The organism is Musicola keenii, from assembly GCF_014855505.1.
In the GTDB taxonomy this organism is placed as follows: domain Bacteria; phylum Pseudomonadota; class Gammaproteobacteria; order Enterobacterales; family Enterobacteriaceae; genus Musicola; species Musicola paradisiaca.
The window spans coordinates 125,207-138,481 of sequence record NZ_JAAWVW010000006.1 but is presented as its reverse complement, the minus strand read 5'-3'; the positions used below and the strand labels follow the sequence as shown (position 1 = coordinate 138,481).

The following is a 13,275-nucleotide window of genomic DNA, read 5'->3' as shown; positions in this document are numbered from 1 at the left end:
CGGCGGCGGGTCGTGATTTTGCCAGGAACAGGCTAAAGTATTGACGTAGACCCCAGCCCAATTCCTGCCGTGTGGCAGAATAGTGGCGGTATCAGGTTGTATTCGTTAATGATGCATGGTCTGCATTATTCAGGGATTCAGCCGAGTTCAGCATCGCATTAGAGGAGCATGCCAGTGTTGGAAAAACTACGGGCGCAGATTGTGCGTCGGGCACCCGGTTTACTGGGCAAACCGTTAATGTTAACGCCATTCTCTTTGCAGCGGCGGGTGTTGGAGCAGTTGCTCGGGTGGCAGTTCCGCCAGGCGCTGGAAGACGGTGAACTGGACTTTCTGGACAACCGCTGGCTGAAGATTGACGTGCGGGATGTCGGGTTGACGTGGTTTATGTCATTGCAGGATCAAAAATTGATCGTCAGCCATAACGCGCTGGCGGATGTGAGCTTCAGCGCTGATGCCAATGATCTGATCCTGATCGCCGCACGTCGGGAAGACCCCGATACGCTGTTTTTTCAGCGCCGGTTGCGGATTGAAGGTGATACGGAGCTCGGGTTGTATGTCAAAAACCTGATGGACGCTATCGAACTTGAGGCGATGCCGAAGCCATTGCGCATGACGTTAGAGCAACTGGCGGCGTTTGTGGCGGCGGGTTTACAGGAGGGCGCGGAGCAGTCAACGTCTCATGCGCCGGCATCATGTTGATTCGTGTTGAAATTCCGGTGGATGCACCGGGGATCGACAACCTGTTGCGGGGAGCCTTCCCTGATGGCAAAGAAGCGGATCTGGTACAGCAACTGCGAGAAGATGGGTTGCTGACGCTAGGGGTTGTGGCCAGCGACGATGAAGGTGTGGTCGTAGGATACGCCGCCTTTAGCCCGGTGACGCTGGATGGCGAAGACCGGCAATGGGTCGGGTTGGGGCCGCTGGCGGTGGAGGCCTCCTATCGTCGACAGGGATTGGGCGAAAAGCTGGTGTATGAAGGGTTGGATGCGCTTAACGAATTTGGTTATACCGCCGTGGTAGTGCTGGGCAACCCGGCTTACTACTCACGTTTCGGTTTCGTTCCCGCCATTGAACGGCAACTGCGCTGCCGCTGGCCGAAGACTGAGCGGGCCTTCCAGATTTACCCGCTGGTAGACAATCATTTCGAAGGCGTAAGCGGTATGGTGGAGTACGCCGCGCCGTTTAATCTGCTCTGAGTCTGGAAAAGAATTCTTCCACATGGAGAGGCTGTGTTTGCACCAGCCTCTCTTTCTGTTTTTTGGTCAGCTGTTTGACGCGGTATTCCCACTTCAGCGCGGCGGAACGATCGTCTACAGTGCAGTGATAGACCAGCGCCAATTCTCCTTTTCCCCGTAGCGAACGTGCGCCTTTTCCTGCCTGATGCTGCGCCAACCGGCGTGTGACGTCGGTGGTGATGCCGGTGTAAAGCTGGCCGTCGGTCGTGCGTAAAATATAGAGAAACCATAGAGTTGTCGATGTCGTCACATGAATGCCCGCAGAGTGTGTTATCGGCACTATCTTACGACCCCGACGTCTGAAGAAAAGCGGATTTCCGATGGGCTACGGTAGCCTTGCTGTGGTAGCCGTAATGAGCGGCTCGCTACCGGAGCGTGGTGCGACGGACAATATTCGCGATACCGTATGACAGAAGCTATAGTTATCAAAGCGTTACCGTTCTTTATCATCCTGGAAAAATCGGTGGATTTTTGTGAGTATAAAAATAGATTTGAAAACAATAGGATATATTTAGAGTGTTCCCCACACCCGTGGGGATAAACCGCGCTCAGCAGTGCGCTGATCCTCAACATCGGCGTGTTCCCCACACCCGTGGGGATAAACCGGCGCAGGGTGAGGCATTTGCAGCATGGGTCAAGTGTTCCCCACACCCGTGGGGATAAACCGTTGACGCAATGGCGTTTGACTCAGCGGCAGATGTGTTCCCCACACCCGTGGGGATAAACCGCCATCCCTTTTTTTATTTCTCCATTTGGGAATGTGTTCCCCACACCCGTGGGGATAAACCGTCGTCATGAATCGCGCTATTGCTTATATTCTTGTGTTCCCCACACCCGTGGGGATAAACCGTCAGTGACGAACAGCTTAACTTTTGGGTTATGGTGTTCCCCACACCCGTGGGGATAAACCGCTGGAGGCGAATTGCAAAAATGCTATTAAGAAGTGTTCCCCACACCCGTGGGGATAAACCGCGGTGCGCCACCAATAAATGATAGCAAATTTAGTGTTCCCCACACCCGTGGGGATAAACCGAAAACTCCCCGGCATATGATGCCGAATCACCGGTGTTCCCCACACCCGTGGGGATAAACCGCACATCCCTATCAATTGTTGAAAATTGAATATGTGTTCCCCACACCCGTGGGGATAAACCGGCATTTGACGATGGCTGAGTTGATTTACGATAGTGTTCCCCACACCCGTGGGGATAAACCGCATAAGTCGCACCCAGGCCGTCAACGCCCCACGTGTTCCCCACACCCGTGGGGATAAACCGCATGGTCGGACGTCGGGATGGCAATGGTTTACGTGTTCCCCACACCCGTGGGGATAAACCGCGCCACAGATAACGCCCTCAATCCATTTGTTTGTGTTCCCCACACCCGTGGGGATAAACCGAACGGCAAAGCGATCCTCAACGTCCAGTTGGTGTGTTCCCCACACCCGTGGGGATAAACCGACCTCATCACCGCGCTAGTAGCAAAGTCAAAAGTGTTCCCCACACCCGTGGGGATAAACCAAACCGTCTGTGTTCAATTTTCCTTTACCTGGATGCGGGTGTTTCTTATATCCCGACGGCGGTCTTTTCAATGTGATAAAAATAACATTAATAATTCATTTTTGTTATTTTATAATCTATTTATGTGATTATGAGAACATTGCTCGCTGGGGCCGCCAGATAAGCCTTATCTGCAGGCTTCCATTGGGTTTGGCTGAATGGATGGGAGTATTGCTGTATGACTGAATTAACTACCGTAGCGCAGCGTGCGCTGGGGCTGATGGACTTGACCACACTGAATGACGACGACACCGATGAAAAGGTGATCGCCCTGTGTCGTCAGGCTAGCAGCCCGGTGGGAAAAACCGCCGCCGTCTGTATTTATCCGCGTTTTGTGCCGCTGGCGCGTAAAACACTGTGCGAGCAGGGAACGCCGGAGGTGCGTATTGCCACCGTCACTAATTTTCCGCATGGTAATGATGATATCGACGTCGCGCTGGCTGAAACCCGCGCCGCTATTGCCTATGGGGCGGACGAGGTGGATGTGGTGTTTCCGTATCGGGCGCTGATGGCGGGCAACCGTCAGGTTGGTTTCGAACTGGTGAAAGCCTGTAAAGAAGCATGTGCGGCGGCGGGCGTATTACTCAAGGTGATTATCGAAACCGGCGAATTGAAGACCGAAGCGCTGATTCGTCAGGCCAGTGAAATTGCCATCGACGCCGGAGCGGATTTTATCAAAACCTCTACCGGCAAGGTGGCGGTCAACGCGACGCTACAATCAGCGGAAATCATGCTGAAAGTGATTCGTGACAAAGGCGTGGGCGAGAACGTCGGGTTTAAACCGGCCGGCGGCGTGCGTACTGCGGAGGATGCTGCCCAGTACCTGCAACTTGCCGACGCTATCATGGGCGCCGGGTGGGCTGATGCCCGTCATTTCCGTTTCGGTGCGTCCGGTCTGTTGGGCAGCCTGTTGACGGTACTGGGCCATAGCGCTTCCGCCAGCCGCAGCAACTATTAAACCTATCGTTAAGCTGCGCGGGGTATTGACGCCTGCGTCGCTTTGTTGACTTCGGGGAGAACGCCGCCGTGTTTTTGACTCAGGAAATCATCCGTAAAAAACGGGATGGGCATCCGCTCAGTGCGGAAGAAATTCGCTTTTTCATCAATGGAGTACGTGATAACAGCGTATCGGAAGGGCAAATCGCGGCGCTGGCGATGACCATTTTTTTCCACGACATGAACATGGACGAGCGCGTGGCGCTGACGCTGGCGATGCGTGATTCCGGCACCGTGCTGGACTGGAAAGGGCTGGATCTGCACGGCCCGCTGGTGGATAAGCATTCCACCGGCGGCGTCGGCGACGTCACTTCCCTGATGCTGGGGCCGATGGTGGCGGCTTGCGGCGGTTACGTACCGATGATTTCTGGCCGTGGGCTGGGCCACACCGGCGGTACGCTGGACAAGCTGGAGTCGATCCCTGGTCTGGACATTTTCCCCACTGACGACCGCTTTCGCCAGATTATTCGAGATGTCGGCGTGGCGATTATCGGGCAGACCAGCTCGCTGGCGCCGGCGGACAAGCGGTTTTATGCCACGCGGGATATTACCGCCACGGTGGATTCTATTCCGTTGATTACCGCCTCGATTCTAGCGAAAAAGTTGGCGGAGGGGCTGGACGCGCTGGTGATGGACGTCAAAGTCGGTTCCGGTGCATTTATGCCGACTTATGAACAATCGGAGCAGCTGGCGCAGGCGATCGTCGGCGTGGCGAATCAGGCGGGGTGCCGCACCAGTGCACTGTTGACCGACATGAGCCAGGTGCTGGCTTCCAGCGCGGGTAATGCGCTGGAAGTACGCGAAGCGGTGCGTTTTTTGACCGGTGAACAGCGTAATCCGCGCTTGTTCGAGGTCACGATGGCGCTCTGTGAAGACATGCTGCTGGCGGGCGGGTTGGCCAACAGCGCCGCCGACGCGCGAACCCGGTTGCAGGGCGTGTTGGATAACGGCCGGGCGGCGGAGGTGTTCGGACGGATGGTCGCAGCGCAGCGCGGGCCGGCGGATTTCGTCGAGCATTACGATCGTTATCTGCAAGCCGCGACGCTCAGCAAGCCGGTGTTTGCCGAGCAAGACGGGTTTGTCAACGCCATGGATGCCCGGGGGCTGGGGATGGCGGTGGTGGCTCTGGGTGGTGGACGTCGTCAGGCGAGTGATACTATTGATCACAGTGTCGGGCTGAGCGACATGGTCAGCTTAGGCGAGTATGTCGATACACAGCGTCCGCTGGCGGTGATCCACGCCAATACGGAGGCTGACTGGCAACAGGCGGCGCAGGCAATCAGAGACGCCATTACCATCAGCGGTCAGCCATCGGCGCCTTGCCCGCTGATTTATCGTCGCCTCAGCGCCGCCGATACGCAATAACACGGCGACATTCAGCCCGACCTTACGCACAACGCAGGAGATAACGATATGAAACGTGCATTTATTATGGTTCTTGATTCGTTCGGTATTGGCGCAGCCGCAGATGCCGAACGGTTTGGCGACGCGGGTTCCGATACGCTGGGCCATATCGCACAAGCCTGTGCGGAAGGGAAGGCTAACGTTGGACGTCAGGGTGCGCTGCACCTGCCGAACCTGTCCCGACTGGGGTTGGGCAAGGCGGCGGCGGAGTCCACCGGCCATTTTCCCGCGGGGCTGGATGCGCAGGCGGAGATCGTCGGCGCCTATGCTTACGCCAGTGAAATTTCTTCCGGCAAGGATACGCCGTCGGGCCACTGGGAAATCGCGGGCGTGCCGGTGTTGTTCGATTGGGGCTATTTTCTTGATCACGACAACAGCTTCCCGCAGGTATTGCTGGACCGGCTGGTTGAACGGGCCGGGCTGCCGGGGTATCTCGGTAACTGCCATTCTTCCGGTACGGTGATCCTTGACCAGCTCGGCGAGGAGCATATGAGAACCGGCAAGCCGATTTTCTACACTTCTGCCGATTCCGTCTTTCAGATCGCCTGCCACGAGGAGACCTTCGGGCTGGAGAAACTGTACCAACTGTGTGAAATCGCACGCGAAGAGCTCACTACGGGCGGCTACAATATCGGCCGGGTGATTGCCCGTCCGTTTATCGGCGATCGCGTCGGGCAGTTCCAGCGTACCGGCAACCGCCATGATCTGGCCGTCGAGCCGCCGGCACCGACCATGCTGAAAAAGCTGGTGGACGAGAAAAACGGCACCGTGGTGTCGGTGGGGAAAATCGCGGATATCTACGCCAACGTCGGCATTACCAAAAAGGTAAAGGCCACCGGCATCGACGCGCTGTTTGACGCCACGCTGAAAGAGATGGCGCAAGCGGGCGATGACACCATCGTGTTCACCAACTTTGTGGATTTCGATTCGTCATATGGTCATCGTCGCGATATCGCCGGGTATGCCGCTGCGCTGGAACTGTTCGATCGCCGTTTGCCGGAAATGCTCGCTCGCGTGACCGGCGACGATATTCTGATCCTGACCGCCGATCACGGCTGCGACCCGAGCTGGCCGGGTACCGATCACACCCGCGAACATGTGCCGGTACTGATCTATGGGCCGACAGTAACGCCGGGGTCGCGCGGGCACCGTACCACGTTTGCCGACATCGGCCAGACGGTAGCGGGTTATTTCGGCCTGTCGCCGATGGAATACGGGCAACCGATGCTGTGATGCCCCGGTTAGCAACGCGATTATTTAATTCAATGGCGATTTGACGCCATATCAAGAAGGAAGAAAAACGATGGCTACGCCACATATCAATGCAGAAATGGGTGACTTCGCGGACGTAGTGCTGATGCCGGGCGACCCGCTGCGCGCCAAATACATCGCCGAAACCTTTCTGGAAAATGCGGTGGAAGTGAACAACGTGCGCGGCATGTTGGGCTTCACCGGCACCTACAAGGGCCGCCGTATTTCCGTGATGGGCCACGGCATGGGCATTCCGTCCTGCTCGATTTACACCAAAGAGCTGATCACCGAATACGGCGTGAAGAAAATCATCCGTGTCGGTTCCTGCGGCGCGGTGCGTGCCGACGTGAAGCTGCGCGACGTGGTGATCGGCATGGGGGCCTGCACCGATTCCAAAGTGAACCGGATGCGCTTTAAAGATCACGATTTCTCGGCGATTGCTGACTTCGACCTGCTGCGCCATGCGGTGGATGCCGCCAAAGCACGCGGCATTGACGCTCGCGTCGGCAACCTGTTCTCCGCCGATCTGTTCTACACGCCGGATCCGCAGATGTTCGACGTGATGGAAAAATACGGCATTCTGGGCGTGGAAATGGAAGCGGCCGGTATCTACGGCGTAGCGGCGGAATTTGGCGCGAAAGCGCTGGCTATCTGCACCGTGTCCGACCATATCCGCACCCACGAACAGACCACTGCGGCCGAGCGCCAGACCACCTTTAACGAGATGATCGAAATCGCGCTCGAATCGGTGCTGTTGGGTGATAAAGCCGAGGCTTGATGCGATGAAACAACGCTGCTGTCTGGCAGCGTTGTTATTTCCAGTCTCGGTGCCCCTGCCTCATTACCCCAGCGGCAGCGCCATAATGATCGCATCCTCGCGCCCGTCGGCGGAGGGGTAGTAGTCCCGCCGCACCGAAACTTCGTTAAATCCGAGATGCTGGTAGAGCGCGATGGCGCCCTGGTTGGAGGCCCGCACTTCCAGCCAGAGGGTGACGATCCCCTTTTCTTCCAGCTCGCCAATCAGGTGCTCCAGCAACTGCAGGCCGTAACCCTGGCGTTGATGCGCTGGGTGAACGGCGATGTTGAACAACGTGGCTTCATCCAGCACCACCTGGGTGATGGCATAGGCTACCAGTTGCTGTTCATGGCTCAGCTTCAGGTTGAGGTAACGCTCGCCCTGATTGCCGAGAAAGGTTTTTTCCGTCCACGGGAAAGCGTGGCTCAGGCATTCAATCCGGTAGGCTGCCGTCAGATCGGCGTCGGTCAGAGTGGAAATTGTGTTCATGGTGATAAATCTGTTGCCACAGGGCGCGTTTCGCACCGGCGTTATAGGAAAGCTCGGCGAGCGCCGGGCTGGTCAACTGCACGCCGTCGGGGTCACGGCTGGGGGCCACGCCCTGCCACCAGAAGTGGCAGTGAATAGGTTCGGGCAGCATCGCCGCCTGCTGCGGTGTCAGGCTGTAGGATTGTTCCGGCGCGAGGGCCAGACTGCGCAGTACGTCCAGCAGCAGCGGGTCATCATTGGCCGGCAGCGGGTCGGCGACGATCAGCAAGCGCACCGCCGGCGGCAGGTTGACGGCGATTTCGCCCCGCAACGCGGCCGGACGACGCAATACCCACTGCGTAATCCCCAATTGCTGTAGCAGCCAGTCCCGTCGTGATGCCATGCCTTACCCCGGTGCGCGATTGTGCGGCGCTATGCTAACAAACTCGCTGAACATGCGCCAACAAACCTCTATAATCGCCGCTCTGTTTATCGAGGAGCCTGAATGTGATGTCCGCCTATACCCCCGCCAGCGAAGTGATCCTGCGCCATAGTGATGAATTTATTGCCCGCCGCGTGCTGTTTGCCGGCGATTTGCAGGACACGTTGCCTGCCCAGTTCGAGGCGGCATCGGTTTGCGCGCACACCTCTCAGTATCATCATTGGCAGCAGTTGCGCCCGGTGCTGGGGGACAAGGCCCACTTTTCCCTGCTGGCCGACGCCGGGATGACGGCGGATTGCGATACCCTGATTTACTACTGGCCGAAGAGCAAACAGGAAGCTCAGTTTCAGCTGTATAACCTGTTGTCGCTGCTGCCGGTAGGGGGCGACATCTTCGTCGTCGGGGAAAACCGTAGCGGCGTTCGTAGCGCGGAAGGCATGTTGGACGGCATCGCCAGTTTGAACAAAATCGACAGCGCGCGCCGCTGCGGCCTGTATTTTGGCCGTCTAGAGCAGCAACCGACGTTTTCGCCGGCTGAGTGGTGGCAGGATTACGAGGTGGATGGAGTGTCGGTTCGCACGCTACCGGGGGTATTTAGCCGCGACGGGCTGGATGCGGGCAGCCAGTTGCTGCTGTCCACGTTGGAGGCGCACCGCAAGGGCAAAGTGCTGGATATCGCCTGCGGCGCCGGGGTGTTGGCGTCGGTATTCGCCCAACGTTCACCCAAAATCCGCCTGACGTTGAGTGATGTCAGCGCCGCCGCGCTGGAAGCCAGCAAGGCTACGCTGGCGAGCAATCAGTTGGAAGGACAGGTGCTGGCCAGCAACGTTTATTCGGATATCGTCGGCCGCTTCGACCTGATTATCTCCAACCCGCCGTTTCATGACGGGATGCAGACCAGCCTGCATGCAGCGGAAATGTTGATTCGCGGCGCGGCATCCCACCTGAATCAGGATGGCGAGCTGCGGATTGTCGCCAATGCATTCCTGCCTTACCCAGCGCTGCTGGATGAGACCTTCGGCAGTCATGACGTCATCGCCCATAATGGCCGTTTCCGCGTATACCGCGCGGTGCTGCGGCGCGGTAAAGTGGGCAAGGCCTGATGCCGCGCGTGCCGCAACATCAGGACGGCACGCGGGTTTATCGATTGACGGAACCCATACTTTCCGCACCGTAGCGGTCGCCGGCGGCAGCCTGGGGCGGGAAGGCGGTTGCCAGTTCATGCAGCTCCTGCGCAGTCAGCGTGACATTCAGCGCGTCTACGTTCTGCTCCAGATAGCGCCGCCGCTTGGTGCCGGGAATCGGTACGATGTGTTCATCCTGCGCCAGCACCCAGGCTAATGCCAGTTGGGCCGGCGTGACACCTTTCTCTTCCGCCAGGCGTTTGATGTGCTCGACCAGTTGCAGGTTGCGGGCGAAATTATCGCCGCTAAAGCGCGGATTGCTGCGCCGGAAGTCGTTCTCCGCCAGATCTTCTGTTCGGGTGAGTGCGCCGGTGAGAAAGCCGCGCCCCAGTGGGCTGTAAGGTACGAAACCAATCCCCAGTCGGCGGCAGACGGGCAGGATCTCTGCCTCAACGTCGCGTGTCCACAGCGAGTATTCGCTCTGCAGCGCAGTTATGGGATGCACGCGATGCGCGCGTTCCAGTGTGGCTGCTGAGGCTTCGCTCAGCCCGAGATAGCGAACTTTCCCTGCAGTGACCAGCTCGGCCATGGCGCCGACGGTCTCTTCAATCGGTACGTTCGGATCCACACGATGTTGGTAATAGAGATCAATAACCTCTACCCCCAGTCGTTTCAGGCTGCCTTCTACCGCCTGACGAACATACTCCGGACGACCACAGACACCACGGGCGTTCGGGTTGGCCGGATCGCGCAGAATGCCGAACTTGGTGGCCAGAAATACCTGCTCCCGCTTGCCTTTAATCGCTTTTCCTACCAGTTCTTCATTGGTGTGAGGGCCGTACATATCTGCGGTATCCAGCAGCGTGACGCCCAGTTCCAATGCGCGGTGTAGTGTGGCGACCGCCTCTTTTTCATCCTGACCGGTGGAATAGAAATCGCTCATGCCCATGCAGCCAAGACCCAATGCGGATACCGTCGGCCCATGAGAACCCAAATTACGCTGTTGCATGTTGTCGTCTCCACGTATTGAACAGGGTGTTCAGTGTGATTGTTGTAAAGAGAAAGATAAATTACGCATTTGGTGCAACACTGTTTGTAAAAACCAAACAATCGGGGCGTATATGGATCTGGTTCAGGCGATGCGGGTTTTCGTGCGTATTGTGGAAACGGAGAGTTTCAGCCGGGCGGCGGAAAATATGGGGTTGCCCAGAGCGACGGTCAGCCAGGTATTGAAGCGGTTGGAGGTTCGACTCGGTGCACGGTTGCTGTTGCGTACTACGCGCCAGGTACGCATGACTGATGAAGGGCGGCTTTATTATCAGCGTTGCGTACAATTGCTGGCGGAAATCGAAGAGACCGACGCGCTGTTTTCGCACCAGCGACAGCGGCCGAGCGGCCGTGTGCGTATTGATATGCCGCATTCGCTGGCGCGTCTGGTGGTGATCCCTCAATTGCCGACCTTCTATCAGCGTTATCCCGATATCTCACTGGCGCTGAGCGCTAACGACACGCCGATTAACGTCATGCGAGAAGGCGTAGACTGCGTATTACGCGCCTGGATCATGGATGATGATTCGCTGGCGGCGCGCCAGCTTGCGTCGTTGCCGCAGATAACCTGCGCATCCGCAGAGTATTGCGCCCGTTACGGCGAGCCGGACTCGCTGGAGTCGCTGTCGTCTCATCGTATGGTCGGGTATTTTTCGCCACGTATGGCGCAGGGATATCCGCTGGAGTTTATGCGGCAGGGGCAGCGTTTGCCTTACATGCTGCCGACATGGATTGATGTCAATGGCGCTGATGCCTATGTGGCGGCCTGTCTGGCCGGCATGGGGATTATGCAAGCGCCATGCTATGGTCTGCGGCCGTATTTGGATAGCGGCGAGTTGGTGACGCTCCTGCCGCAGATGCCGCCGCCGGATATGCCGTTGTACGTGATGTATCCCCCCGGTCGTTTTCTGGCTCCTCGGGTTCGGGTAGTGATTGAATGGCTACAGGAATGTTTCGGGAAATTACTGGAAAATCAGTCTGAAAAGGCGCATTGACGGCGGTTGCCGAAGGGAGTGCTGATTTTTACAGCAAACCTATACAAGGGGCGGAAATAATGATTGACCTTGGCGTTAAAACCTCTAGAATGCGCCTCCGTGGTGACATTATGTAACCTAATGTCGCTGGGTATGCGAAGGTGGCGGAATTGGTAGACGCGCTAGCTTCAGGTGTTAGTGTCCTCAGGACGTGAGGGTTCAAGTCCCTCTCTTCGCACCATCCTAACCACAATGATTTGTCTCACAGTACCTGCGAAGGTGGCGGAATTGGTAGACGCGCTAGCTTCAGGTGTTAGTGTCCTCAGGACGTGAGGGTTCAAGTCCCTCTCTTCGCACCACTGAGATACAAATCAAGCAGTCAACATGTGCGAAGGTGGCGGAATTGGTAGACGCGCTAGCTTCAGGTGTTAGTGTCCTTCGGACGTGAGGGTTCAAGTCCCTCTCTTCGCACCACTCTCCTTATTTTTTCTTTTCGTACTCACACAGCAATACACACTTCGCAGTTTCTCTCACAAAAAATCACCTATCGCAGTAATGGCGTGGTTCGTCACCGTATCGTCATCGATAACGCCGCCAGTCCGCCGGCCAGCGCGATGCATGACGGCAACAGTAGGTAATGCCGCATCCGATGGTGGAATAACATGCCGAGCGTCGCCAGCATGGCGATGGCGCAGATGTACTTCAACGAGGTCAGATTCAGTTCCGACATCGCCAGCAGCGGGACGAGCGACGATGGCAGCAGTACGCCCCAGGCGCTGGAAAGCCGTTTGCCGCAAAGCCAGCTAATTCCCCATAGCCCGCAGGCGGCAATCATGGTCGTCAGCATCGTGGATACCTTGGTGTGATAATGATAACCAATATCATATAGAAATTTGCATGGCTGGCAACGTGTCGTGGCAATGAACCCGTTTCAGTGGCGTGGATTCAGGATTAGCGCAGAACTCGGTCTGGTTGTCCTGTCCGGCCGTGAGGGATTATTGCTGGTGTAATAGCTGGATCATATGCATGAGCGTGATGGAACGATCATGGCGACGCCAGATCACGGCAATTTGTGTGGTGAGATGCGGCGTTGTGGTGTCGTGATAACTGACGCTGCTGTTCTGGATACAAGACATTGACTGCGGAACAAACGTCACTCCGAAGCCGGTGGCCACCATATTGATGGTGGCGGTAAGGTGAGGCGCCAGCGGATTAATCTTCGGCTGATACCCGGACAGATAGCAGGTTCTGACGATCAGGTCATACAGACCGGGGCAAAGCTCTCGTGGAAAGATGATGAGCGGTTCCTGCTTTAATTGGTCTAGAGCGATGCACGTTTGCGTGCTTAATGGATGGCCGGTCGGCAAGACGAGCTGGAAGGCTTCATTGGTTAAAATTTCCCCATCAAACTCATCGTTTAGCTCGCAAGGTAAACGAATGAAAGCAATGTCGATGGTACGGTTGCGCAGGTTGTCCAGGATGTCCTGGATATGTTCTTCTCGCGGGTTGAGCCGCACATTGGGGAAGTGTTGGCGATAGCGCTGTAGCAGCGACAGCACCATAGAGTGAAAGGTGACGGCACAAGAGAAACCAATATTGATCGCACCAGCCTCACCCCGGGCAATGCTATGCACTCGCTCGATAGCGGAATCAGTTAACGCCAAAATATGGCAGGCGTCCTGATAAAAGGCCGCACCCGCTTCCGTCATTTCCACGCCGCGCGCCATGCGTTTGAACAATGGCGTACCTATCTCTCTCTCAAGCTTTTGTATCTGCTGGCTTAGCGGCGGCTGAGAGATACCAAGATTCTCCGCTGCACGAGTGAAATGTCGGGCCGAAGCCACCGCGACGAAGTAACGCAAGTAACGTAACTCCATATGTTTTAGATCTCCAAATGACCACCTTTCGGTATTGGAACTTTGAAGGTTGAGAGGCCAATATTCAATTAATACATTAATTAAATTTAAGTTGAGAGTTAT

The 13,275-nt window shown here is 56.7% G+C and carries 14 protein-coding genes, 3 tRNA genes and 1 CRISPR repeat array; of the genes, 11 read left to right on the top strand and 6 right to left on the bottom strand.

Annotation, left to right across the window (positions count from 1 at the left end; genetic code table 11):
* Window positions 1-174 precede the first annotated feature (174 nt).
* Together ubiT and HEP82_RS08365 are read left to right on the top strand one after the other, a co-directional pair.
* A complete protein-coding gene (gene ubiT, locus HEP82_RS08370) occupies window positions 175-699 on the top strand; it encodes a ubiquinone anaerobic biosynthesis accessory factor UbiT (RefSeq protein WP_192457667.1) in 525 nt (174 codons plus the stop codon).
* Complete coding sequence (locus HEP82_RS08365; RefSeq protein ID WP_015854997.1) at window positions 693-1,196, top strand: GNAT family N-acetyltransferase; 504 nt, start codon at window positions 693-695, stop codon at window positions 1,194-1,196. The genes ubiT and HEP82_RS08365 overlap by 7 nt, the downstream gene beginning before the upstream one ends.
* Here the strand turns inward: HEP82_RS08365 and HEP82_RS08360 are convergent.
* Complete coding sequence (locus tag HEP82_RS08360; RefSeq protein ID WP_192457666.1) at window positions 1,183-1,485, bottom strand: GIY-YIG nuclease family protein; 303 nt, start codon at window positions 1,483-1,485, stop codon at window positions 1,183-1,185. The genes HEP82_RS08365 and HEP82_RS08360 overlap by 14 nt on opposite strands.
* A 266-nt stretch (window positions 1,486-1,751) precedes the next feature.
* Window positions 1,752-2,756: direct repeats of the CRISPR family, unit length 29 nt; unit sequence GTGTTCCCCACACCCGTGGGGATAAACCG.
* Between the two features lie 216 nt (window positions 2,757-2,972).
* Here HEP82_RS08360 and deoC point away from each other — a divergent pair.
* The 4 genes from deoC (at window position 2,973) to deoD (ending at window position 7,223) form a co-directional block, all read left to right on the top strand.
* On the top strand, window positions 2,973-3,752 hold the full coding sequence (gene deoC / locus HEP82_RS08355; RefSeq protein WP_192457665.1) for a deoxyribose-phosphate aldolase: 780 nt from the start codon (window positions 2,973-2,975) through the stop codon (window positions 3,750-3,752).
* A 68-nt stretch (window positions 3,753-3,820) separates the two neighbouring features.
* Window positions 3,821-5,155: a thymidine phosphorylase gene (gene deoA / locus HEP82_RS08350; RefSeq protein WP_192457664.1), complete on the top strand. Its 1,335-nt coding sequence runs from the start codon at window positions 3,821-3,823 to the stop codon at window positions 5,153-5,155.
* A gap of 48 nt (window positions 5,156-5,203) precedes the next feature.
* A complete protein-coding gene (deoB, locus tag HEP82_RS08345; RefSeq protein ID WP_192457663.1) occupies window positions 5,204-6,427 on the top strand; it encodes a phosphopentomutase in 1,224 nt (407 codons plus the stop codon).
* Between the two features lie 70 nt (window positions 6,428-6,497).
* Complete coding sequence (gene deoD, locus HEP82_RS08340; RefSeq protein ID WP_192457662.1) at window positions 6,498-7,223, top strand: purine-nucleoside phosphorylase; 726 nt, start codon at window positions 6,498-6,500, stop codon at window positions 7,221-7,223.
* A 63-nt stretch (window positions 7,224-7,286) separates the two neighbouring features.
* Here the strand turns inward: deoD and rimI are convergent, their stop codons facing one another.
* Both rimI and HEP82_RS08330 read right to left on the bottom strand, forming a co-directional pair.
* Window positions 7,287-7,730, bottom strand: coding sequence for a ribosomal protein S18-alanine N-acetyltransferase (gene rimI, locus HEP82_RS08335; RefSeq protein ID WP_192457661.1), 444 nt, complete (start codon window positions 7,728-7,730; stop codon window positions 7,287-7,289).
* Window positions 7,675-8,112, bottom strand: coding sequence for a DNA polymerase III subunit psi (locus tag HEP82_RS08330; RefSeq protein ID WP_192457660.1), 438 nt, complete (start codon window positions 8,110-8,112; stop codon window positions 7,675-7,677). The genes rimI and HEP82_RS08330 overlap by 56 nt, the downstream gene beginning before the upstream one ends.
* A 107-nt stretch (window positions 8,113-8,219) precedes the next feature.
* Between HEP82_RS08330 and rsmC the strand changes: the two genes are divergently transcribed.
* Entirely contained in the window at window positions 8,220-9,254 is a 1,035-nt protein-coding gene (gene rsmC / locus HEP82_RS08325; protein WP_192457659.1) for a 16S rRNA (guanine(1207)-N(2))-methyltransferase RsmC, read from the top strand.
* A gap of 37 nt (window positions 9,255-9,291) precedes the next feature.
* Here rsmC and HEP82_RS08320 read toward each other — a convergent pair whose 3' ends face one another.
* Window positions 9,292-10,284 carry an aldo/keto reductase gene (locus HEP82_RS08320; RefSeq protein ID WP_192457658.1) on the bottom strand — a complete coding sequence of 331 codons (993 nt, stop codon included), beginning with the start codon at window positions 10,282-10,284 and terminating at the stop codon, window positions 9,292-9,294.
* Between the two features lie 112 nt (window positions 10,285-10,396).
* Here HEP82_RS08320 and HEP82_RS08315 point away from each other — a divergent pair, with 112 nt between their 5' ends.
* The 4 genes from HEP82_RS08315 to HEP82_RS08300 all read left to right on the top strand — a co-directional run bounded on the left by HEP82_RS08315 (window position 10,397) and on the right by HEP82_RS08300 (window position 11,770).
* Window positions 10,397-11,317 carry a LysR family transcriptional regulator gene (locus HEP82_RS08315; protein WP_192457657.1) on the top strand — a complete coding sequence of 307 codons (921 nt, stop codon included), beginning with the start codon at window positions 10,397-10,399 and terminating at the stop codon, window positions 11,315-11,317.
* Window positions 11,318-11,451: 134 nt separating this feature from the next.
* Window positions 11,452-11,537 (top strand) — tRNA-Leu (locus HEP82_RS08310).
* 32 nt (window positions 11,538-11,569) lie between these two features.
* Window positions 11,570-11,655 (top strand) — tRNA-Leu (locus HEP82_RS08305).
* A gap of 29 nt (window positions 11,656-11,684) precedes the next feature.
* Window positions 11,685-11,770: transfer RNA gene (locus tag HEP82_RS08300), tRNA-Leu, on the top strand.
* Between the two features lie 94 nt (window positions 11,771-11,864).
* On the opposite strand, the gene HEP82_RS08295 is transcribed toward HEP82_RS08300, so the two are convergent.
* Complete coding sequence (locus HEP82_RS08295) at window positions 11,865-12,143, bottom strand: DUF1435 domain-containing protein (RefSeq protein ID WP_192457656.1); 279 nt, start codon at window positions 12,141-12,143, stop codon at window positions 11,865-11,867.
* 148 nt (window positions 12,144-12,291) lie between these two features.
* Window positions 12,292-13,173, bottom strand: a complete 882-nt coding sequence (locus HEP82_RS08290; protein WP_192457655.1) for a LysR family transcriptional regulator — start codon at window positions 13,171-13,173, stop codon at window positions 12,292-12,294.
* Between the last annotated feature and the right edge of the window lie 102 nt (window positions 13,174-13,275).

Excerpts from the sequence above, each read along its gene's own strand:
- HEP82_RS08365 (WP_015854997.1), top strand. The coding sequence starts at position 693 with ATGTTGATTCGTGTTGAAATTCCGGTGGATGCACCGGGGATCGACAAC.
- deoC (WP_192457665.1), top strand. The coding sequence starts at position 2,973 with ATGACTGAATTAACTACCGTAGCGCAGCGTGCGCTGGGGCTGATGGAC.
- deoB (WP_192457663.1), top strand. The coding sequence starts at position 5,204 with ATGAAACGTGCATTTATTATGGTTCTTGATTCGTTCGGTATTGGCGCA.
- deoD (WP_192457662.1), top strand. The coding sequence starts at position 6,498 with ATGGCTACGCCACATATCAATGCAGAAATGGGTGACTTCGCGGACGTA.
- rimI (WP_192457661.1), bottom strand. The coding sequence starts at position 7,730 with ATGAACACAATTTCCACTCTGACCGACGCCGATCTGACGGCAGCCTAC.
- HEP82_RS08330 (WP_192457660.1), bottom strand. The coding sequence starts at position 8,112 with ATGGCATCACGACGGGACTGGCTGCTACAGCAATTGGGGATTACGCAG.
- rsmC (WP_192457659.1), top strand. The coding sequence starts at position 8,220 with ATGTCCGCCTATACCCCCGCCAGCGAAGTGATCCTGCGCCATAGTGAT.
- HEP82_RS08320 (WP_192457658.1), bottom strand. The coding sequence starts at position 10,284 with ATGCAACAGCGTAATTTGGGTTCTCATGGGCCGACGGTATCCGCATTG.
- HEP82_RS08315 (WP_192457657.1), top strand. The coding sequence starts at position 10,397 with ATGGATCTGGTTCAGGCGATGCGGGTTTTCGTGCGTATTGTGGAAACG.
- HEP82_RS08295 (WP_192457656.1), bottom strand. The coding sequence starts at position 12,143 with ATGCTGACGACCATGATTGCCGCCTGCGGGCTATGGGGAATTAGCTGG.
- HEP82_RS08290 (WP_192457655.1), bottom strand. The coding sequence starts at position 13,173 with ATGGAGTTACGTTACTTGCGTTACTTCGTCGCGGTGGCTTCGGCCCGA.